This window comes from Mucilaginibacter paludis DSM 18603 (genome assembly GCF_000166195.2).
In the GTDB taxonomy this organism is placed as follows: Bacteria; Bacteroidota; Bacteroidia; order Sphingobacteriales; family Sphingobacteriaceae; genus Mucilaginibacter; species Mucilaginibacter paludis.
Map to the genome: position 1 here is coordinate 2046996 of NZ_CM001403.1, position 22707 is coordinate 2069702.

Consider the following 22707-nt stretch of genomic DNA (forward strand, 5'->3'; position numbering starts at 1 on the left):
ATGTTCGAAAAAGTATTAATAGCCGAAGACCATCAAACCACAAGTATTTCAGTAAAACAGATACTGGCAGAACTGAGGATTCAAAATTGCGACTACGCGTATTATTGCGACGAGGCATTGACGAGGATCCGCAATGAGCAAGCCAGCGGGCAAGCTTATGAACTCCTGATCACAGACCTTTCCTTTGGCCCAGGGAGCCATAGTCAAATATTAACCGGCGGTGCCGCGCTTATTGCAGCTGCCAGGCAAGTACAGCCCGACCTCAAAATCCTGGTTTTCTCGATAGAAAATAAGCCCATCGTTATTGAAAGGCTTTTTGACGAACTGAAGATCAACGGTTATGTGGGAAAAGGCCGCGAAGACGCTTTGGAACTCCGCCAGGCAGTGGAAAACATTGCCAAAGGTCGGCGGCACATTCCCGCAGGTTTGCGGCACGCGGTCAAACAAATCAATGCCCACGATTTTTCTGAAATCGACCTGACTATTGTTCGCTTAATTTCGGAGGGCAAGAGTCAAAAGCAAATCTCAGCCTATTTTACCGAAAACGCAATCAAGCCTTCCAGTCTAAGTACAATTGAAAAACGTCTTGCCTTAATGAGAGAGGCATACGGTTTTTCGAATAATGAACAGCTTATAGTTTATTGCCGGGAAACAGGGCTGGCCTGACTGCCTTAGGTTTACGGTTTCCCGTAAAAATAATACTCACCATAGGGATACTTTTGAATGTCTGAAAACATCAAAATGACTATGGCAAAAACTGACACTAATTCAATATTAAGGTATCGTTATCCATCCGTACAGCAAGACAGGCGAATCCCCAATGAGCGTTATCCGCAACAACCACCGCCGGATAAGCTTGGGCCCGGGACGATTGAACAATTACCCACACATGGTACGTATCGGGGACTACTGTTCGATTCGCGCTGGAAATCAAAGCGGGCAGAAATACTAATCCGTGATGGCAACCGCTGCGTGATTTGCAATACCCAGGCCGACCTTCAGGTTCATCACCGGCAATATCACTTCATCAAAGCCGATAATCAATACAAACCACCTTGGGATTATCCGGCTCATCTGATGATTACCCTCTGCAAAAACTGCCATGTACGGGGCCACAATAAATTCAAAATTCCAATCTTAACCTTATAATCATGAGCTTATTTCATTTTCTTAAACGAGAACAAGTTTCTCCTGCCACGACCGCCGAAACAACAAGTCAACCTTTACCAGAGATCGAGGAACGCGTGTTCTCTGAAGCTAAACCAGACAACACCATTAAACCGGCTGTTGCTGCCGCCGATAGTAATATCATGTTGTTGTACGCATTTCTGGATAGAAATCATGAAGCGAAAGGCTACGACGATGCCTTACTTAACCCGGATACGAGCCACCTGGCGCAAAACCTGGATTCGCTCAAGAACGAACTGGTTCGCACAATCAATAAAGTGAAGACCTTTTACGAGGACTTTATCAGGGAAACCGAATTTCATATCCTCAGCCGTTCGCGTAGCGGTATGGTGGATATTGTTGAGGAGCTTGAAATGAAGAAAACTATCGCATTGGGCCATATTGATAAAGTAAGAGAGATTGAGGATAAAACTGCTAAGGAAGCAGGCGACTGCCAGGGTATCTTACTGAGTTATGCCAGAGGATTTAAAAACGGGCTGGCTGCCATTTCACACCACCAGATTTTAACAAGGAGATTCTGATATGGAAAACCATTGGGTTAAATTCGGCTGTTTTTTAACGGGCTACAAATACCGCATACTGCAAGGCTGTAGCGAGGTAGCTCACCGTGCAGTTAAGCGATATACCGCTGCATTAATCATCATTTGTACCTTGTGGGGGTTTATAGGTTACACCTTTGTTGGTAAATATCTAAAGGGCGAATGGCATATGAGCCTGTTCGGCGGAGCACTTTTCGTCCTGATCATTTTACAGGTAGAGCGGCAGATCATCCTGTCGGATCCAGGCGGTAAAGCAAAATATTGGGTACGGGGTAGCATCGCTTTTATTATGGCTATCATCGGCTCGATCATAATCGATCAATATATTTTCAGGGAGGATATCGCCCACAAAGAACTTTTCGAACTGAATGCACAAGTGGATTCCCTGATGCCCTCCAAACAAGCGGAACTGAAACGCCAGATCAATGAGGCTGATTCCGGATTGGCTAAAAAAGAACGGGAACGCACAACGCTGATCACCGAACTGACACGGAATCCTTTTATCAAAGTAGTGACGAGGCAAGATGTTCCGGTCCCGATATCAACCGTTGTAGTAGATTCCAATAAAAGATCAATCACCAGGACCAACCAGGTCTTAAAGACCGCGAATATTGTTAACTCCATTCCAAATCCAAAATCATCAATGGTCAATTCTATTGACCAGCAGATTAAGGATATGGGGGCTATAAAAGCTTTACTTGAAGAACGGTTAATCAGGCTACGCAGTGATGTTGAACGGGAGGCTAAAACCAACAGAGGTTTTCTTCAGGAACTACAGGTGATGCAAAAGATACTTAACGAATCGGGCCCGGCCTTGGTGATTTGGTTATTATGGTTCTTTTTACTACTCGGCCTGGAAGTCTTTATCCTGGTTAACAAAATTGCCAATGCAGAAACGGATTATGACGTAACCATTCAACACCACATGGAACTGCAAAAAAGAAAACTGCATTTATTGGCCATGTACCATCCTGGTTCTTAAAATTATGCCAGGCTTACGGCTACCCGTAAAATAGCTAAACAAGTGCGGTGTACTTTTGAACATATTAATCATTAAATATTTAATAACATGAAAACGTATTATGTAAACAAGCATGCACAAAGCAATGGCGACCATGAAGTACACACCTCAACTTGCCCTTATCTACCCAGCGAATCGAACAGAAAATACCTGGGTACTTTTTCGGATTGTAAAGACGCGGTAAAAGAAGCAAAAAAAACTTACCCAACCGCAGATGGCTGTAGCACCTGTTCTCCCACCTGCCATACCAGATAAGAAAAAAGCAATCTCAATCAGTCAATAATTTAATCAAGAAAAATGGCAACAAAACGTCAAGTAAGCTGCATCAACAAAAGAGGCAGTCACTACAGCGCTCATGAACGCATCTCACACATCGGCGGAATTAATCATGATAACACACGCTGGAAGTTAACAGAAGACCAAGCGATCAAAGACATCGAAAACAAGCAATACGAATTTTATGTATTAGTGAATGGGCGATCCTCGGATGTGATCGTCGCCTCCTATCAGGGGTGTAAGTATTTGAGAACGATAGCGGATGGATACAGTCCTGATAACCTGTTGAGTCTTCCGGAGTGCCCGTGATAAACTAATCGTTATACAAGCAAATTGTAACAGCCAAATATGAAATTGCTTTTACTTGCTTTACTGGTACTATGCGGTACCGGCTGCACAGACGATACTGCTATAGTTTTTGTATGCGATAGTCACCACTCGAACAATTATCATTTAAGGGCGGATTGCCGGGGGTTGAGCGACTGCTCACACCGGCTTACGCAAATAACTCTGAAAGATGCAAGAAGAAGTAAAAAAATCCTGTGCACTTGGGAAAACAAATAATTAAAAAAATGGACGTCATCATTACATACGATATCAAAAGGAATCATACGGAAATCAAAACAGAGCTTAAGCGTTTGGATTACAAAGACACCATAACGGGAGTGGGTATAAACGATAATAAGCCCGCAGTACAAGAGTTACCGAATACAACACTGATCAAATATGGAGCAGCCAGTACAAAAACATGCCTTGACCAGGTTATCGGCGTGATTAATAAACATAATGGCGAACCTGACCGGGTATTTTGCGCACAACTGGCAACTGGTTTTAACTGGAACGGGCAATAATATGGGCTGGTCATATCGCAAATCATTTGGTGCCGGTCCGTTCCGGATCAATTTTTCCAAAAGTGGCATCAGCTATTCTGTGGGTGTTAAGGGAGCGCGCGTAAATATGGGCCCCATGGGCACCTATGTAAACTTAAGCTCACATGGAATCAGTTATAGGCGGAAGATAGCTAACGGCACATTACCATCACATCAATCTGTACCACAGCAAGTTTCGTCGCCCACTTTGGAGGCGGTGCATCATATTGCGTCTGCAGATATCGGGCAACTGACGGATACGGACTCAAAAGATTTCATCGCAGAACTAACGCAAAAGGCCGGGCAGATATCCTACACCAAATGGTTCGGTATCTTTCCATTTATTGTTTTTCTGGTCATCCTTTTGTTTACCTCCTTCAGCACCAAAACGAGGGTAATCAATCCGGCAACAGACAGCACACTGGTTAGGGTTACCTCGGGCGTGGGGGTAAATATCCGCAAAAACGCTGATGCCAGATCTGCTATTCTTACATCAGCAACTTACGGGCAAACTTTCCAACTGGCCGATTCAACCAATCGTAAATGGCTTAAAGTGAATATTGCCAGTGCGGAGGGGTATATCCACCGGCAATTCGCGGAGATTGCGCATGTGCATCATAATGAGGCTACATCAGAAGAAACCTATCTTGCTAACCCTTATGCAGGCTATATTCTGGTTATCGGCATTATCGGATTTGTCTTCCTGATCATCAGATTGCAAAGACTCGACAAAACCCGTTTTGAGATGGAGCTGCAATACGACATGGATGAACAATTCAAACAAGTATACCAGCAATTCGGCAATCATTTCGCCACATTTTCAAGTTCGGCCCGAATATGGCAGTACCTCAACGCGCAGCGCACGCTGGATTACAAGCGCAATGGCGGCGCAGGCAACCTGATCAAAAGAACTCCTATTCACGGGATTTCTGTTAACCAGGCACCACTCCCGCATTTCATTACCAACATTGCCATACCGCACCTTAGATTGAGCAATATCGAATTCTATTTTTTACCTGAAAGATTACTTATTAAACGCGGAGATACTTTTGCTGCTGTCTTCTATAAAAACTTAAACATCAATGGATATACCAGCCAGTTTATAGAAGATGAATTGGTGCCCCGTGACGCGAAAATCATAGGTCACACCTGGCGCTATGTCAATAAAAGCGGTGGCCCTGACAGGCGATTCAACAATAATCGCCAGATACCGATTTGCGCGTATTCGCAATACACATTAACATCTGATACAGGTATATACGAAGTACTAACCACATCCAAACAAGGCGCAATGGATGCATTTGCCAACTTTCTGTTACAGATTGGCCAGCTGCAATCAAAAATGGCCATAAGTTAACGCATGTTATAGTGAAATCAACTGACTGCAAATATGTATCTTAGATCGTCACGAATACTAACCTAAACCATGCCTTCAATTGACAGTTCGATCTATATCATACTTGCGGCAGTATTTATACTGGGTGTAATATTAATCTATCAAAAAAAAGCCCGGAAATAGTTACTGGCGATACCTTTTGCGATATGAGCAACTGCAAGAGTGGGCTTTCCCAAGGCAGGCCGGCGGCGCTTTGATCAGCTATACCTATAACACCGCGGGCGAAAAAGCTCAGCAAGGTAATCGGGGCCTATCGGAACTGCGGAACACGCAGGTAGCGCCACAACGCAACACATAAAAAGCTGCCAGCCCAGGCCGACAGCTCTTTTATGAAGACGGATTTTTAAGATTGGATAAACTCCAAAAGGTCCTTATTGATGGTGGCAGCTTCTGTGGTTGGCATGCCATGAGGGAAACCTGGATAAGAAATCAGTTTTCCATTTTTTAATAAGTTAATCGCTTTTGCGCCCGAAATAGGAAACGGAACGATCTGGTCATCTTCGCCGTGCAGAACAAGTACAGGGATATCTACACTTTTAAGGTCTTCGGTAAAATCTGTTTCCGAGAAAGCTTTGATACCGTCGTGATGGGCTTTTACACCACCCATCATTCCCTGTCTCCACCAGTTATTTCTCACACCCTGCGATACTTTGGCACCTTCGCGGTTATAACCATAAAACGGGATTGTAAAATCTTCAAAATACTGGGCCCTGTTAAATGCGGTACCCTGGCGTATCTCATCAAATACCGACATAGGCACACCATCAGGATTATTTTCGGTTTGAACCATCAATGGCGTAACAGCACTGATCAACACAACTTTAGCTACCCAGCCTTTTCCAAGATTAGCAGCATAATGAATGGCCTCACCCCCTCCAGTAGAGTGACCTATATGGATGGCATCTTTCAGATCAAGAGCCTCTGCAACTGCTGCCACGTCGGCTGCATAGGTATCCATATCGTGTCCGCCTGAAGCTTGGGTGGATCTTCCATGACCCCGACGATCGTGTGCGATAACCCGGTATCCTTTTTCAAGGAAGAACATCATTTGCCCATCCCAATCATCGCTTGATAATGGCCAGCCATGATGAAAAAAAAGTGGTTGTCCTGTTCCCCAGTCTTTGTAATAAATTTCTGTTCCGTCTTTTACTGTGATTGTGCTCATGATCGAATTTTTAATGTAAAAAATGAATAATTTGTATGTTTTTGCGTTGTTGATACAAATTTGAGGCTTTTTGGGATCGATAAACTTGATATAGATTAAGAAATCATTACCAAATAAAAATTCTTCTCAGATAACCCTTCATATTAATAAACGAATTTGCTTTATGACTGTTTGAAACCTGACTGACTTTTCTTGATCTACATTATGTTTCTTAGGGCTTCGTCAAATTAACTTTGCCGTAGTTAACACACACATCAATCAAACAACATGAAAACAATCACAAACTACCGTGCGACAGTTCTAAAAAAAACAAGGTTATACCTATACGGCGTAGTTATGACATTGGGCTTATCCACCGCTCCATTTATATTGCCGGCACAAACTAAGGCACCTTTACCGGCGGTGGGTACGCAAGCCATCCTTGGGAATATTGACGGCATTAATATCGAAGTAGCCGTACAGAGCCCATCAGCAGAGAACACACCATTACAAATAGCCTGTGTTTTTGAATATAACGACAATGATATTTTTGCCCCACCGGCGTTGCCACAAGAAGCAAACGGCATGGTTCACCTGGATAAAGGCTTAAATGGAATAATAACAGGGTTAAGAAAAAGTGGCAAATTCACTGGCCAGGCTTTTGAAACCTTACTCATAGACGTGCCTAACGGGACCATTGCACCGCAAAAACTTTTGCTGGTAGGACTTGGCGACAGGCGGAAATTTGATGCTGAAATGATGAAAACCGTGGGTGCCATAGGGATGCGCGAGGCTCTGCGCTTAGGTGTGGATAGCTATGCCCACGCCAGTGATCTGAAAGATGGAGGCGTTGATTCGCCAACCGGATTGGTTGCGACAAATGTACTTAAAGGGGCTATAGATGCCTATCGTACCCAGGTATATCTTAAAAGCAAGCAGATGTCGAATTTTAAGCCCATCAAAAAAATAACCTTATTGGCAGGCCAGCCCTTTTACCAAATTACCGGGGATGCATTGAAAAAAGCAATCGACTAATAAATCGAAGTGAATTTATAACAAACTTTAACAATAATGGTAAGCGGATATACGCAGCATTGCTACCAATTTCCAAACATTGTTTATAGTTATAGGGAGGCGCTTTTGATTTATTCTCACAGCCAGATTTTCAAAAACACCTCCCTATGCCTGTTAACCGGAGGGCATACCAAAAGTGATCTGCACATTTAATAATTACCCCTTTTGGTTCACTATTTTAATTATTGCATCACATCAAGAATTGGCTTATCAAGAGCCGACAACGTATTTTGCTCTGGCTTTAACAACTCCAACACCCGCACTTCATTCTGTCCTTTTTTAAGCCATTCTGCCGGTACATATAATGTTTGCTGCGGACCAACTTGCCAGTAACGGCCTAAATTGTGGCCGTTTACCCAAACTAAGCCTTTACCCCATTTACGCATATCTAAATAGGTATCGCCGGTTTTTTGTAAATTGAAATAGCCGCTTTTTATAACCGGGGCTGTCCCCATGGTGCTGCTGCCGCTTTTTAAATTAATGGCTTCGGCATGGTTAAAGGGCAGGCTATACATTTGCCAGTTGTTTACTTGCTGCGTGTTAAACAATACCTTTTCGGTAATGCCCTTTTTATTTTGCAACAGGTATTTACCAAAGTTTATGCGGCCCAGGTTTTCTACCAAAATATCCAGAACAACAGCGCCGACGGGAAGCTTAATTTGCAGGCTGTCCTGGTTTAAGCGCCTGTCTAAAGTACCTACGGTTTTGCCGTTAAGCATTACAACAGCATAGTCTCTCAATTCCTTTATTTTGAGCAAACCACTTTTGCCGCCTTTCAGCGTGGTGCGGTACAATACAAAACCATAGTCCTGGTGTAAATCTTCAAATGTTAGTGGCGTTTTGCTCACCTTTGCCTGGGGCAAAATGTCTAAAATACCAGCCGACCGGGTCAGTTTAATAGCGGCAACACTGATAGCCGGTTTGGCAGCCGGTACAGGTGGCAAAGTTACCCCGGCAGGTAAATGCTTTTCAATCACGCTACGGAAAGCCATAAATTTGGGTGTAGCATTGCCGGCCTCGTCTAAAGGGGCATCATAATCGTAGCTGCTTACCTGGGGCTCGTAAGGTGAGGTATCCTTATAATTAGCCCCGTTCATAAACCCGCGGGTAGTACCGCCATGAAACATATACATATTGATGGATATACCGGCAGCCAGTACCGAATCTAAACGGCCGGTGTATTCCGCGGCGGGTACGGTATGGTGTTTAGTTCCCCACCAGTCAAACCAGGCCGGGTACCATTCGGCTATATAGTAAGGACCTTTGCCATTGTGGTTTTGGCTAATGATTTGTTTTACCTTGTCGGGATTGTCAATCCCGTTTACGGCAGGCAGCAAACCTGGCAAGTGCCCGTTAACCAGGTCGGCCGCAGGGTCGCAGGTGTAAAGCAGCCCATCGAAACCGGCCTCTTTAAACAACTTTTGGTTAATGGCCAGGTAATCCTTATCACTGCCATACGAGCCATATTCGTTCTCGATCTGAACCATCAGGATATTGCCACCGTGATTAATTTGCAAGGGGGCTAACTGTTTGCCCACCTCTTTAATATAACTTTCGTATTCTTTCAAGTACTGCGCTTCTTTGCTGCGTACAACCAGGCCTTTTTCGTTTTGCAGCCAATAAGGGTATCCGCCAAATTCCCACTCGGCGCATACATAAGGGCTCGGGCGTAATATTACCCATAATCCTTCTTGCTTGGCTATCCGCACAAACTCGGCAACATCATTATTGCCGGTAAAATCAAACTTTCCTTTTTGTGGTTCGTGCAAGTTCCAGAACACATAGGTGCCTATTGTATTTAAGCCCATAGCCTTAGCCATTTTCATACGGGCGCGCCAGCTTTCGCGGGGTACGCGCGGGTAATGCATTTCGCCGCTTATCATCTGGAAAGGCTTTCCGTCCAGTAAAAATGCCTCGTCGCCCAGTGCAAAAGTATGGTTAACCTGCCCCACGGCCGGAAACACAAATAAAAGCATCAGTAAAGCAATTGCAGATAAATTAAACTTCATAGTCATATTATATTATTTCACTTGTAATTGGATAGTTTTTGTTTGCAAACCAGCAGAGTTGAGCGTAATACTTATCATACCAGGCTTACCTATTGTTTTAACATAGCATAGTAAGCGGCCATGTAACGTTTGGCGCATATCGCCCTGATAATCTTCGTGGCTGGTATGGCTCCCGCTTTCAAGGCCTATCAGTTTGCCGGGCCCTGTAACTGTTACTTTAATTTGGTTAGCCGCGCTATAAACCGGATTACCATCCTGGTCTGTTACCTGGATTTCGATCTGGCTAAGGCCATCATCATGCCTACTAAAAACCTGCTGGTCGGCAGTGCAACTGATTGCCGCAGCTTCACCAGAGGTATTGATGCTATGATGACAAACCTCTTTGCCTTCGTTAAATCCTTTGACTTCGAGCCTACCGGCGATAAAGCTGACTATCCATGATGGGATTTGGCCATCCCCGCCAGCGCGTGTCTTTTTACCCAACGATTTACCGTTCAAAAACAGCTCCGTTTCCTGGCAATTGGTGAAGCACTCCACCCTTACACTTGCTTTGTCGGGCCAGTTCCAGGTAGGCTCTGCGCCCCGGTGGCTCCAGGTGCCGTTTTCTTCGGCCTGTTGCGCTTTTTTTACGGCCAGGTAAACCATCGGTTTATCAGACCATAAACTTTGGCGGTAGTAGTATTCTGTTTTTTTGAACCCAGCCAGGTCAATCAAGCCCGCGCCATTGCTTCGTTGCGGCCAACTACCTGCCTCGCCTAAATAATCAATACCCGTCCAGAGGTATTGGGCCGAAATGTACTGATTGCTGTCTACCGCGTTCCAGGCCGACCTGCCCATGCCATTTTCGCTTCCGTAAATAATGCGATCCGGATATTTGGCATGGTCCTGGGTGTAACGATATTCCTGGTAGTTATAGCCCACAACATCTAAAACTTCAGGAAAACCTACCTCGTTAGACATCACTACACCGGCCAGGGCTGCCGTTACCGGCCTCGACTGGTCGAATTGCTTTACAACGCTTACCAATTGTTTGGCTATAGGTGTAATCTGGCTCGCCGCTGGATGATCTGCCAGGTAACCTTTGCCATATATTTGCGGGTTTTTACCCGTGTTGAGTACTTCGTTGGTATAAGGATCATTAGGATAATCAATTTCATTGCCGATGCTCCACATGATGATGGATGGATGGTTACGATCGCGTCGCACCTGGTCGCCAAGATCGCGGTTTGCCCATTCCTTAAAATATTCATGGTAACCGGCTTTAGAGGGGGTGCCCGCATTCCAGCCTTTTACCCATTTATTTTTACCGAGCTCCCATTCATCAAAAGCTTCATCCATTATTAAGAAGCCCATTTTATCGCACAGATCGTATAAGTAATCTGCATGGGGGTTATGGCTCATCCGCAAGGAGTTTACGCCGGCCTGCTTTAATATATTTAACCTGCGGATCCAAACCTGCTCCGGCACCGCCACACCTAAAGCGCCTGCATCATCGTGGATGCAAACCCCTTTTAGCTTCAGGCTCTTTCCATTTAAAAAAAAGCCGTTATCCTTATCAAAATGCATGCTGCGTATGCCTACGGGCTGGCTTACCTCGTCCACAAGTTTGCCCTTCTGGCTTATTAAAACCTGTAGCCGGTATAAAGCCGGATCATCATGGCTCCATAACCGGGGCTCTATAACCTGGCCGTTAAACTTGGCCATTTGCGCGCCAGGTTTAACCACAATGTTTTGCTGAACGGTAAGGACTATTTTTCCAAGATGATCAAGCAGATTGATTTTAACGTTAACCGGAGCTGCCGATGGGGTATAGTTTGAGACATTGACATCAACATTCACCAAAGCCTTTTGTACGGTAACCTGGGGTGTTGTAAATGCCACATCCCATAAGCCTACCTGCACGCGGTTTTTAACAATGAGGTATACGTTTCGATAAATTCCCGAACCGGTGTACCACCTGGAGTCGGCAAAATCGTGGTGATCAACTTTAACGGTAATCGTGTTGTTGCCCTTGTAATTGAGATAAGGCGACATATCATACTCAAAAGGAATAAAACCGTTGGGGCGTTTCCCTAAAAAATGGCCGTTTATCCAAACCTCGCTATTTTTGTAAACGCCATCAAAGTAAATGTAAACCTGCTTTCCGTGCCAGTCGGTATTGGCGGCAAAAGTTTTGCGGTACCAGCCGATACCTCCGGGTAAAAATCCGGTGGCACTTGCCCATTCTTCACTAAAAGGGCCTTCAATACTCCAATCGTGTGGCAATTCTACGGGCTGCCATTGAATGGCAGAAGGCTTATCCCGGTATTGCTCCAGTAAATCTCCCTTATAAAAACCCCACCCGTTATTAAACAGTTGGGGTTTACCCGGCACATGCGCTGCGTTTTCTTGCTTTTGCCCTTGGGCAAGGTAAGGTGCAGTCAAGAGCAATAAAGTTGCTAACAGCAGTTTCGCGATATGTTTTTCTATCATCATCAGTAGGCGGTACTTTTTGAGATCGTATGGCTAAATTATTTGCTGCACTATTGGTTACGGTTATCGGGCTTAAGCCCCACCCAAACCCTCCCCGGTAGGGAGGGCTTAAAAGAAAAAAGAAAAAAGAAAAAAGTCTCCCCCTACCGGGGGAGATTTAGAGGGGGCTTCAGGATTTTAATATCCGTCGTTTTGCTTCAATTGATAATTTGATGCTTGTATTTCTGTTAATGGTATAGGCAACCAATAATGCTGCGTTTTAAATGCACGGCCTGTTAATGCCACTTTTTGTGCATAGGTATAACCAGAAGGATTGGCTTTGTTTACCGTAACCGAGATACCATAAGCCGGTACGTTTTCGGTTTGGGCGGCAATTTGCCAACGGCGTACATCATAATACCGGTGTTCTTCAAAGGCCAGCTCAATACGTCTTTCATGACGGATGGCTAAACGCATGTCATCTTTCGACAGGCCCGAAAGTGCCGGCATAGCAACTGATGCCCTGGCCCTGACGCTGTTGATGGCCTGGTATACCGTTGCATCCGGCCCTACAGCTTCGTTTTGAGCTTCGGCATAATCTAACAATATCTCAGCATATCTAAAGTAGATCCAGGGTTGTGCACCCGCAACGCTCCATGGATTGTCGATTGGATAGGCATCGTTTAAAAACTTACGTAAATAATAACCGGTTAAACTTGTATTCCAGTTAGATGGGCCCTGGTTACTATCCTGACCGCCCGGCAGAAAGGTTTCTACCGACCTGCTGCGATATGGTGCGCCGTTATATAAAATGGAGGCATAAAAGCGCGGATCGCGGTTAACATAAGGGTTTTGCGCATCGTAACCGGATGCCGCATCGGTAATCGCTTTTCCGTTATTCATTTCATAATCGTCAACCAGGTTTTGCAATGGCGTATTACCTCCCCAACCATTATATCCGTTAGGGCCGTTAGCCAATTCAAGGCGGGTATGCGGCGCGGTATTAGGGTAGTAAAGCCTTTCAAAAATAATCTCGTTGTTACTGGGCGTTAAAAACAACTGGGTGTACCCTCCCTGGTATAACGAGTATTTATTTAAATCCATCACCGCTTTAGCAGCAGCGGCGGCGGCTGTCCAGGTGCCTACGTTATACAAAGGGCTGGCGGCATACAATAACAAACGTGCTTTAAGCGCCAGCGCGGCACCTTTAGTTGCCCTGCCCAGGGCCCAACTGCCATCGTTGTTTAAAGGTAGTTTTTGAGCCGCATCATCGAGCTGCGCTACAGCATAGTTAATTGATTCGGCAAGGCTGGCCCGTGCAAACAAGGTCGGGTCCTGCAAATTATCAGTCAACTGGGTTACTCTGTTACCTATCAATACTACTTTGCCATAGTTTCTGATCAGATCATGATAACGAAATGCCCGGATAAACTCAAGTTCGCCGATCAATTTATTTTTGTGAGACTTGCTCAAGCCGGTACTGTCGATGGTATTTAATGCATAGTTGCACTCACGGATACTTCGGTAGCTGCGCGCCCAGAAAGTGCCGGCAATGCCGGTATTATCTGCCGCTAACTGTCCTTGCTGCTGTACCCATGTACCATCGTTGTTGGTATACATAGATTCATCAGAAACGGAGCTCCACAAGGCATATTCAAATCCCCGGCCAAAACCAGGAGGCGAACTGTCGCCCTCTTTGCTCTGCAAGGTTACGCCCAGGTAACGGTTAATCACATAGTCTTCAAACAAGGTAGTATCTGATAATATAGATTGGTTAGTGAGCACACTTGTAGAGGTTACTGTAAGAAAATCTTTCTTACAGGCCGACAATAATGTGCCTATCAGCGCCAGGCCACCTATGGTATATTTTATAGATTTCATAGTTTTTACTGCTTAAAATTTAACATTCGCACCCAGGTTAATAATCCGTTGTTGCGGATAGAACTGACCGCTTCCGTTTGTTCCTTCCGGATCATAATCCTTCACTTTGGTTATCGTGAACAAGTTAAAACCGCTTGCATATACTCTTACCCCTTTGATGTGTATACGGGATAAAATATTATCGGGCAGGGTATAACCTAACTGCACATTTTTTAAACGGACAAAGGAAGCATCGTTTAACCAGAAGGTGCTGGGATACTGCCCGCCGCTAACGGCACTTGATGCCCGACTGGATACTCTTGGATAGCTGCCATTCGGATTGCTCGGGCTCCAGCGGTTATCAGCCCATGAGCTGTAAAAGTTACCTACTGTTCCGGATTCGGGAAGCACATACTGACTCACCATAGCTTGTCCTGAAAATAGCACTGACAGATCGAATTTGTTGTATGCTGCAGTCAGTGTTAAACCGAATGTCATTTGCGGAACATTTCCATACTTAGTTCTAACCTGATCGGCGGCCGTGATCTTGCCATCGCCATTGTGATCCTCATAAATCAAATCGCCAACCTGGGCACCGTCAACATGCGGCGTACTGTTCAGTTGGGCTTGAGTTCTGAAGATACCGATAGCATTATACAATAGATAGGTATTTAAGGCTCCACCGGTTTGCCGCTGGTAAGATAATGTACCCGCCGCCTCATCTATATATATAATTTTGCTTTTGGCATAGGTTACATTTCCTGATATTCCCCAATTAAACTTGCCGGGATGGTTATAACCTAAAGTTCCTTCAAAACCATTGCTATTTACCTTACCGATATTTTCGGCAGGTACCAGTGGCGTACCAGAAGAAGGGTTCACGATTCCGGACGTAGCAGGTATAGACGTACGGTAGGCTAATATATTTGACCGTTTTTGGTTAAAGTAGATCGCTTCAACGGTAAAGTTTTTTAAGAACACTGCATTAATGGCAAAGTCGGTTTTTTTAGCCGTAGACCATGTGATATTAGCATTGGCCAGTTTAGTTAAATCGATACCAGATACCACAGCCGCGCCCGTGCCATTATCCAACACCACATAATTATTGAAACTATAATTATTAATGTATTGAAATGCATTTATATTATCATCTCCGAGCACACCGTAGGATGCCCTGAATTTCAAATCATCAATAAACTTAACACGATCATGAAACCAGTCTTCTTTTGAAATACGGTAACCGGCAGATATGGAAGGGAAATATCCCCATTGGTGCCCGGCAGCAAAAATTGAAGAACCATCGGCACGCAATTGGCCCTCGAGCAAGTATTTTTCCTCGTAGTTATAGGCCACCCGGCTTATCACGCTCCGGCGGTTGTAATTGTTGCGCAACTTGGTTGGATCGGAGTTATTATCGCTGCTGCTGCCGCCGTTAGTAGCATCGCCCGCTGCCGAACCACCTTGTGATAGCTCGGGCGTTGTTGTGCTCGGAAAGTTGTTTCGTTGTGCCCAAAAGTAATCGTACTTGGTACTGCTTTGCTCGTAAGCCACAAAAGAGTTGATACTATGTTTACCAAAATCTCTAACAAAATTCAACTTAATATTGGATGTTGTTAACGATTGATTGAGCTGTGATTCGAAAAGATAGGCTAAGCCGTTTGAGCCTCCTTCAGTGCTTCGCGTATAGCTATTGGTACTGCTGCTATACGTATAAACATTATAAGGGGTGTAGAACGTTTTGTTAAAAGTTCCGGATTTATCTGCCGAGAAAAAACCATCTACCGACAAGCCTTTTAGGCCCGGTAATTGATAACTGGCCTTAACTATACCATTAAAGGTTTGTGTTGGGTTATTGCTTAAGCCGCCTATAGAGGTAGGTGTAAGCGCGGGGTTAACCTGGTCTATACCTGTGGTTGGCAAACCGTTAGGGTAATAAGCCGCACTTGTAGGATAAGAACGGTATATAGCCCTGAAATTATCACCGGCATTGGTTGTTGGGTATTGCCGATCCTCTTCCCTACCCGATAGTGATACACCTATTTTAAAACCTTCTGAAATATTCGCGTCAACATTGGCGCGGAAATTATATTGGTTGTATTTGGTTGCGCCATTTTTATAAAGACCATCCTGGTAAGAAGTACCCAGTGAGGTAAAATACTTTACATCCTCGCTCCCGCCCGAAACAGTTAAATTTTGTTGGTTTTGCAACGCAACGCTCTTTAATGTTACTTTTTCCCAATCGGTATTAGGGTAGTTCAGCGGGTCTGAGCCATCTGCAAATTTTTGTATTTGTGCCGCGCTGTAAACCTGGTTCATCCCCCCCGAAGGTGAATTGTAATAGCTTATTTCGTTAACAATCTGCGCGTAAGTAGGCGCGTCGGCAAGCTTAGGTAAGCGGGTAGGCGAACTAAAGCCCTGGTTAAAACTATAAGATACCGAAGGCTTGCCTGTTTTTCCTCTTTTAGTAGTTACTAAAATTACACCGTTAGCAGCCCTGTTACCATATACTGCCGCTGATGCATCTTTCAATACGGATACGCTTTCGATATCGTTAGGGTCAAGACGGGATAAACCACCTATCTGGCCAGGGATACCATCAACAACCACCAACACATCGTTACTACCGGTAGTTGCAAGGCCCCTGATCAGGATATTCGAGCCATCATAGCCCGGTTCGCCGGATGTATTGTTAGCCACCACGCCGGAGATACGGCCGGCAAATGAGTTGGTTAAATTAACCGCGGGGCTTTTAGCTACGTCGCCGCCGCTTATAACGGACACCGATCCCGTTAAGGTGGCTTTCTTCTGGGTACCGTACCCAACTACTACGACCTCATTCAACGACTTTGAATCAGGCAGCATTTTGATATTTAATGCCCGCTGGCCCGTAATTGCAACATCCTGAGAAGCAAAGCCTATCATCGAGAAGATGAGATGCGTGTTAGGAGCTGTAACCTTGATGGAGTACTTACCATCAATACCAGAGGTTGTTCCGCGGGTAGTGCCTTTAACAGCTATGGTAGCACCTGGCAAAGGCAATCCCTGGTTATCAACAATAGTTCCGCTAATTACCGTATCCGCCCGGTTTATACGGGGCGCATAAGCCGTATTGAGGTAGCGTGCAGCATTAGCCTGCACACAGGCGCCCAACAACACAAATAAGAAAACAATAGCACCCTGAAACTTTGTGTTAGTACGTGGTGGTGGAAATTCGTTTGGTATTACTCTTTTCATTTTTATAATTTAATTGGTTTATAAATAGACAAGCGAATACACAATCACACAGGTACCTGAGATTAAGCCTTGGCAAAAATTGAACTGAGACGGGATCAAGGATCCCTGTTATAATTGGTTATTCAACTGCTAATGTGAGCGAAAAACAATGACCAGAAAAGGGGGGAATCATCAAATTTGAAGGGGTAAATCAGGATTTTTTGCTTCAAAAAGGCATTTTGCAATTTATTATGCATGCATAGTCCTTTAATCCCTACCCAATTTGATTGCTGCTGAAAATCATCAAGGGTCACGCAAAGGTGCCAATATACCAAGAAATGAGAAGCAAAAACTTTTGCTTTATGATCGATCGTATAGTACACACCCCTCCACCCCTCTCAAGAGGGGAATCGCGCGGGCCGCCGCTTTTTTTTGATATCGTACTGATAATGAGATATCTGCTTGACTCCCCTCTCGAGAGGGGGCGGATTGGGAGGTGCGGCTGCAGGGGGTGTGTTAACCGTGCGACGAACTCTGCACACTTCGTGAACTGCATAAGCATTCGATTTCTATGACTTCGAATAGCGAAGGGTTGAAATAACAAGCCTAATCGCCCTTGGATACATGACCGCGGTTAACTACATCACTGGTAAATGTTTTGCGATATTTTTTTATGTACTGCGAGGGATTCATGTTAAACAGCTTTTTAAATTGTTCCCTGAAATATTTAATGTCGTTGATACCAACCTCGTAGGATGTTTCGAGAATATTGTTGTTGGTATGTATAAATAGCTCGGCCGCTTTTCGTAAACGGATAAACCTGATGAAACTATTGGCAGACTGGCCTGATATCAGCTTAATTTTTTTATACAAGCTGGAATAAGATATGCCAAGGTGAGCGGCCAGCATCTGCGTGTTAAAATCCGCATCTTTAAGATGCTCCCCCACAATGCGTATACAGCTATCCAGAAACCCCTGGTATTCAATAGAAATTGTATGCACATTGGTATTGAGAGTGATGGCATTATAAAAATATTGCTGCAAGGTGTTCCTGCTTTTCAACAAGCCGGTTACCCTGGCCTTTAGTATCTCTTTATCAAAAGGTTTGCTGATGTAATCGTCGGCCCCGCCTTCAATTCCCTTCAGCTTAATTTCGGGCGAGGAACTGGCTGTTAATAAGATAACGGGGATGTGCGATATGGCCATGTCTTCTTTCACGAGGCTGCATAACTCAATGCCGCTCATGCCGGGCATCATCACATCGCTTATCACAATATCAGGCAAATGTTCCTTAATCAGCTCATACCCTTCCTCGCCATTGTTGGCTTCATAAATGTTATAATCCAGCTTAAACACCTGCCTGATGTATTCCCTGATGTCCTGGTTATCGTCAATAACCAGCAGGGTTTTCAGTTCGGCAGTAAGCTGCTGGTCGTAAACGGCTTCGTTGGCTGCTTCAATAATGGCATTTGCCGTACTTTCGTCTTCTATCAGTTCCTTTAAAAATACAGAGCTGGTGGCGGTGTCTTCTAAAAACTGCCCTGGCTCAAGGTGTTCCGTCCCTTTAAGTAAAGCAACGGTGAATGTTGTCCCTTTTTCCGGACTGCTTTTGTAGTCAACGGTACCACCGTGGCGTTCAATAAAATTTTTTACCAGGTACAAGCCTATTCCAAATCCACCCTTTAATGAGGTGTTGTTATTCGGATCCTGGTAAAAGCGGTTGTAAAGTTTTTCGCCGATATTTTCAGGAATGCCGCAACCGGAGTCTTCAACTTCGATGTGCACCGCATTTTCTGAATCTTTAACCAACATGGTGATCTGCCCACCTTCGGGCGTAAATTTCACCGCGTTTGATAAAAGGTTAAAAAGCGCTATCTCCACTTTTTCTCTGTCGGCATAAACTTCAAGGTATTCTGCATTGGCATGAAATTCAAAACCGATCCTTTTCATCCTCGCCTGGTGGGTAAAGCATAAAAACACTTCCTTACTCAAGCTCACCAGGTCAAGTTTGACAATTTTTAAATGATCGGCTTCTGACTCTGCCTTTCTAAACAACAACAACTGGTCAACTAAACTAAGCAGCCTTCTGGCATTACGGTAAACGATATTGAGGTTGGTGGTATCTACGTTTTTATCGTCTTTATACAATAACTCCTTAACCGGGTTGATGATCAGGGTAAGCGGCGTACGGAACTCGTGAGAGATATTGGTAAAAAAAGAAAGTTTTTTTTCGTTCAGCTCCTTTTCTTTTTCACTTTCAATATAGGCAATCTTAATTTCATACCTCAGCTTGGCCTGCCTGTCTTTATACAACCAATAAGTGTATACTACCCCCGAAAGCAGCGCAACATAAATTAAGTATGCCCACCAGGTTTGGTACCAGGGCGGGGTGATCACAATGGTGAGCGATTTTCCGTAACTGTTCCATACGCCATCGTTATTGCTTGCAATAACCTTAAAAGCATAAGTACCGGGGCTTAAATTGGTATAGGTGGCTTTGCGCTGTTTGCCAACGTAATTCCATTTTTTATCAAATCCCTCTAATTTATAAGCGTATTCGTTTTTTTCTGAATGGGTATAGTTAAGGGCAACGTAATCGATAGAAAATTCGCTTTGATCGTATTTTAAAGTAACATCCTGGGCGGCGCTGATAATTTGCTTCAATGATGATTGCGCCCCCGGAACTACTGATTTATTAAACACCTGGAAATCAGAAAAGAAAACAGGCGGTATCAGTTGGTTGTATTTTATGGTAAGCGGATTAAAATATACAATGCCCATATTGCCGGCCAAATAAATATCTCCACTTGGGCTTTTACAGATTGTGGCATGCGAGTATACCCCGTCGGCCTCGTCAAAATTCTTCACTTTTAACTTAACCGGGTCAAATTCAGATAAGCCTGTGGCCGTAGTGATCCAAAGATGGCCTTGCTGATCTTCAACCAAATTATTAAATACATTGCTGGCGAAACCATCATTAACCGAGTAAACCACAAACGAATCGGTTTTGCGTACGTACTTGTTTAAACCATCGGATGTACAGATCCAGATATTTTTCCGCGAATCCTGGTAGATGTAGTGAACTATGTTGTTACTAATGCTTCCTTTAACCTTATCATTAAAAGTATAGGCGTAAAACCTTTTATTTTGCGGGTTAAACCTGTTGAGCCCTCCCCCATAGGTACCTATCCAAACCTGGCCCCTATCATCCTTCATTAATTTATAAAGGTGATTATTGCTCAGCGTATAAGGCTTTTTATCGTCGTTATAATAATGGGTGTACTGATTGGTTTGCTCGTTATAAATTTTTAAGCCGGCATCGGTTGCAAGCCAGTACTCGTGCGGATTAACCTCAAGTATATCCCTGAACACATCTTCGTTAAAAAGACTACCCAGCGCCGAGTGATGATAATGATGAATAAAAACGTCTTTTTGCTCGTCGTACCGGTCGAAGCCGTTTTCGGTAGTAAGCCATAGCCTGTTCTCATTATCCTGGTATAAGCTGCTGATGCGGGTGCTGGTTAAACTGTTAGGGTTGCCCGTATGCACAAATAAGCGCGATGTTTTACCATCGGCACTATACCTGAACAAGCCGTTGTTGGTAGCCATCCAGGTTGCCGTGCCGTTAACCAACAAACTTTTAACTTCCCTGCGTTTCATATCCAGGGGCAAAAAGTTAAATTTATACTGCTTAAAGTCAACTTTGGTTAAGCCATCTTTACCGCAGAGCCAGATAATGCCATCCTCATCGTCATACATACTACCATCGGCCATATTGCTTATATTGCCTATCTTAGTCCAAAGCCTCGTACGTGTGTTAACCCAATAAAAGCCTGCATCGCCGCCCACAATCAAATTTTCGTGATCAGCCCGCAGTATACTGTAGGCAGCTGTGTTTTCAGGGTCATTGGCAGGGTAAGCCGTATACTTAGCCGTTGCCGGGTTATAACTAAAAAGGCCGTTCCAATAGGTACCTACCCAAATTAGGTTGGCATCGCGGTCGTAAAACAGACTCCATACATCGTTCGGATTTTTTTGATTTGGGGGCTGTAGCTGCGGGTAACTGGTAAATTGCCTTGTTGTGATATTAAATTTATTTAAACCGCCGCTCCAGTTACCGAGCCATAAGTTATTATATTGATCTTCAACAATAGCATTAACCGATTTGCCCTTCATGGCGTAAACATCGTGCGGGTTAGGCTGGTAAATGATAAACGAATTTGTTTTACTGACGTATTGATTAAAGCCGTTATCGGTACCAACCCAAACAACGCCCCGGGTATCGCAAAATATCGACCATACTTTGTTATTGCTGATTGATCCCTTGGCGTTATCCTTATGATAAAAACGCTTAAATTTTTCGGTAACGGGGTCCAGAATGTTTAAGCCATCCATGGTTCCAACCCAAATCCGTCCGTCACGGTCTTCAATAAGCGCATTGATGTAATTACTGGTGATGCTTGTGCTATCACCCGGAATATTCACCAGGTTTTTAAACGTATAGCCGTCAAACCTGCAAAGGCCGTTCATGGTGCCTATCCACATAAAGCCACGTTTGTCTTTTAAAGCTGCGGTAGTACCGTCAGATGGCAAACCCTCGTGCGTGGTATAGGTTTTAATAGCATAACGCTGATAACCAACATTATTAACAGAGGGTCTGTTAGCACTTTGTCCATTGGCCGTAAAAGTTAACCCAACAATATAGGTTAGCAAACAAAGGAAGACTTTAGTGATATCCATAAAAAATACAGGCAATATGTTTGCTAAATTGCACAAAACAACCAATTAAATTGATATTCAACCTCAATTGCCTTAAACAAACTCCTATATAAAATACCAACAATGGGAACTTCTATAAACATTTAATTGCTTTAAAAATTGTAAAAAAGTAAAACTTTTAATTGAATGAGCCGCTTAAGCGATAGTCATTCAATAGGTTAATAGCGGCTTTTGCTACCCCAGTTACAAGCTTTGTTAAATAAGTAAAACCCGGCACATGGCCAGAATTCGTTTTAACGGAACTCAAAGTGTTTCATCATAGTGTTGTACTGTAGCCTAAAGATGTGGACAACGACCGCCCTTAGTAAAAGTGAGGGGAAACAAGAAAGGGAGCCATTTCCAGGTATAGCTATTGCAGAATATTCGTTAAATATGAATATACAGGCAGAAAAACTAAATGTATTACAGCAAATCATCAATACAAATGATATGAGCTTAATTAAAGACATCAAATCATTGATCAGCATAGAGAGTTGGATTGGTTTGATAGTTTAAGCAAAAGCCAGCAGAATGATGTTGCTGAGGGGCTTGCGCAATTAGACAACGGCCATTCTTTCAGTCATGAAGAAGCTAAGAAAAGATTCGGTGTATACAGCGCCCGAGTGTCAGCAGGACTGCTCTAAACAGCTTTGACAACTTTTTAAAAGTTGTCACCGCTCAGGAGCTGCGCTAATTGAGCCTGCCGCAGCGCCTTTTTTCAAAAACTCTTTTACCTTTTCTCTCGAGCCATTTCGCACATACGACCTTTCGCGCGCAACTGCTTATCTGGTGTACACTCACCGCTTGCAAAAGGTCCCTCCGCTGTCGGGATGACAGGGTAGTGAGTATTGCCATAAAAAAAGAGCCTCCAGGATTGCTGAGGCTCTTTTTTTTATCCCAAAGGGATAT

16 protein-coding genes are annotated in these 22707 nt (G+C 44.1%); 10 read left to right on the forward strand and 6 right to left on the reverse strand.

Annotated elements, in window-relative coordinates; translation table 11 throughout:
- The 8 genes from MUCPA_RS08610 (at position 1) to MUCPA_RS37640 (ending at position 5250) form a co-directional block, all read left to right on the forward strand.
- On the forward strand, positions 1–666 hold the full coding sequence (locus tag MUCPA_RS08610) for a response regulator transcription factor (protein WP_008505777.1): 666 nt from the start codon (positions 1–3) through the stop codon (positions 664–666).
- Positions 667–747: 81 nt separating this feature from the next.
- Entirely contained in the window at positions 748–1149 is a 402-nt protein-coding gene (locus MUCPA_RS36900) for an HNH endonuclease (RefSeq protein WP_217220434.1), read from the forward strand.
- A 2-nt stretch (positions 1150–1151) separates the two neighbouring features.
- A complete protein-coding gene (locus tag MUCPA_RS08615) occupies positions 1152–1709 on the forward strand; it encodes a hypothetical protein (protein WP_008505779.1) in 558 nt (185 codons plus the stop codon).
- Position 1710: 1 nt separating this feature from the next.
- Positions 1711–2709 carry a DUF4407 domain-containing protein gene (locus MUCPA_RS08620; protein ID WP_008505780.1) on the forward strand — a complete coding sequence of 333 codons (999 nt, stop codon included), beginning with the start codon at positions 1711–1713 and terminating at the stop codon, positions 2707–2709.
- Positions 2710–2796: 87 nt separating this feature from the next.
- Positions 2797–3003, forward strand: coding sequence for a hypothetical protein (locus MUCPA_RS08625; protein ID WP_008505781.1), 207 nt, complete (start codon positions 2797–2799; stop codon positions 3001–3003).
- A gap of 42 nt (positions 3004–3045) precedes the next feature.
- Entirely contained in the window at positions 3046–3333 is a 288-nt protein-coding gene (locus MUCPA_RS08630; RefSeq protein WP_008505782.1) for a DUF3892 domain-containing protein, read from the forward strand.
- 263 nt (positions 3334–3596) lie between these two features.
- Positions 3597–3875, forward strand: coding sequence for a hypothetical protein (locus MUCPA_RS08635; protein ID WP_008505784.1), 279 nt, complete (start codon positions 3597–3599; stop codon positions 3873–3875).
- 1 nt (position 3876) lies between these two features.
- Positions 3877–5250 (forward strand): DUF4236 domain-containing protein, encoded by a 1374-nt coding sequence (locus tag MUCPA_RS37640; RefSeq protein ID WP_008505785.1) that lies wholly within the window; start codon positions 3877–3879, stop codon positions 5248–5250.
- Between the two features lie 382 nt (positions 5251–5632).
- Here the strand turns inward: MUCPA_RS37640 and MUCPA_RS08645 are convergent, their stop codons facing one another.
- Complete coding sequence (locus MUCPA_RS08645; RefSeq protein WP_008505786.1) at positions 5633–6454, reverse strand: alpha/beta fold hydrolase; 822 nt, start codon at positions 6452–6454, stop codon at positions 5633–5635.
- Positions 6455–6721: 267 nt separating this feature from the next.
- Between MUCPA_RS08645 and MUCPA_RS08650 the strand changes: the two genes are divergently transcribed.
- Entirely contained in the window at positions 6722–7468 is a 747-nt protein-coding gene (locus tag MUCPA_RS08650; protein WP_008505787.1) for a M17 family peptidase N-terminal domain-containing protein, read from the forward strand.
- A 221-nt stretch (positions 7469–7689) separates the two neighbouring features.
- On the opposite strand, the gene MUCPA_RS08655 is transcribed toward MUCPA_RS08650, so the two are convergent.
- The 5 genes from MUCPA_RS08655 to MUCPA_RS08675 form a co-directional block, all read right to left on the reverse strand.
- Positions 7690–9516 carry a glycoside hydrolase family 35 protein gene (locus MUCPA_RS08655; RefSeq protein ID WP_008505789.1) on the reverse strand — a complete coding sequence of 609 codons (1827 nt, stop codon included), beginning with the start codon at positions 9514–9516 and terminating at the stop codon, positions 7690–7692.
- 12 nt (positions 9517–9528) lie between these two features.
- Complete coding sequence (locus MUCPA_RS08660) at positions 9529–11991, reverse strand: glycoside hydrolase family 2 TIM barrel-domain containing protein (protein WP_008505790.1); 2463 nt, start codon at positions 11989–11991, stop codon at positions 9529–9531.
- Positions 11992–12165: 174 nt separating this feature from the next.
- Complete coding sequence (locus MUCPA_RS08665) at positions 12166–13848, reverse strand: RagB/SusD family nutrient uptake outer membrane protein (RefSeq protein WP_008505791.1); 1683 nt, start codon at positions 13846–13848, stop codon at positions 12166–12168.
- Positions 13849–13860: 12 nt separating this feature from the next.
- Positions 13861–17061: a SusC/RagA family TonB-linked outer membrane protein gene (locus tag MUCPA_RS08670; RefSeq protein WP_008505792.1), complete on the reverse strand. Its 3201-nt coding sequence runs from the start codon at positions 17059–17061 to the stop codon at positions 13861–13863.
- Positions 17062–17646: 585 nt separating this feature from the next.
- Positions 17647–21780: a two-component regulator propeller domain-containing protein gene (locus MUCPA_RS08675; RefSeq protein WP_008505793.1), complete on the reverse strand. Its 4134-nt coding sequence runs from the start codon at positions 21778–21780 to the stop codon at positions 17647–17649.
- A gap of 321 nt (positions 21781–22101) precedes the next feature.
- Between MUCPA_RS08675 and MUCPA_RS08680 the strand changes: the two genes are divergently transcribed.
- Positions 22102–22314 carry a hypothetical protein gene (locus MUCPA_RS08680; protein ID WP_008505795.1) on the forward strand — a complete coding sequence of 71 codons (213 nt, stop codon included), beginning with the start codon at positions 22102–22104 and terminating at the stop codon, positions 22312–22314.
- Positions 22315–22707: the final 393 nt, after the last annotated feature.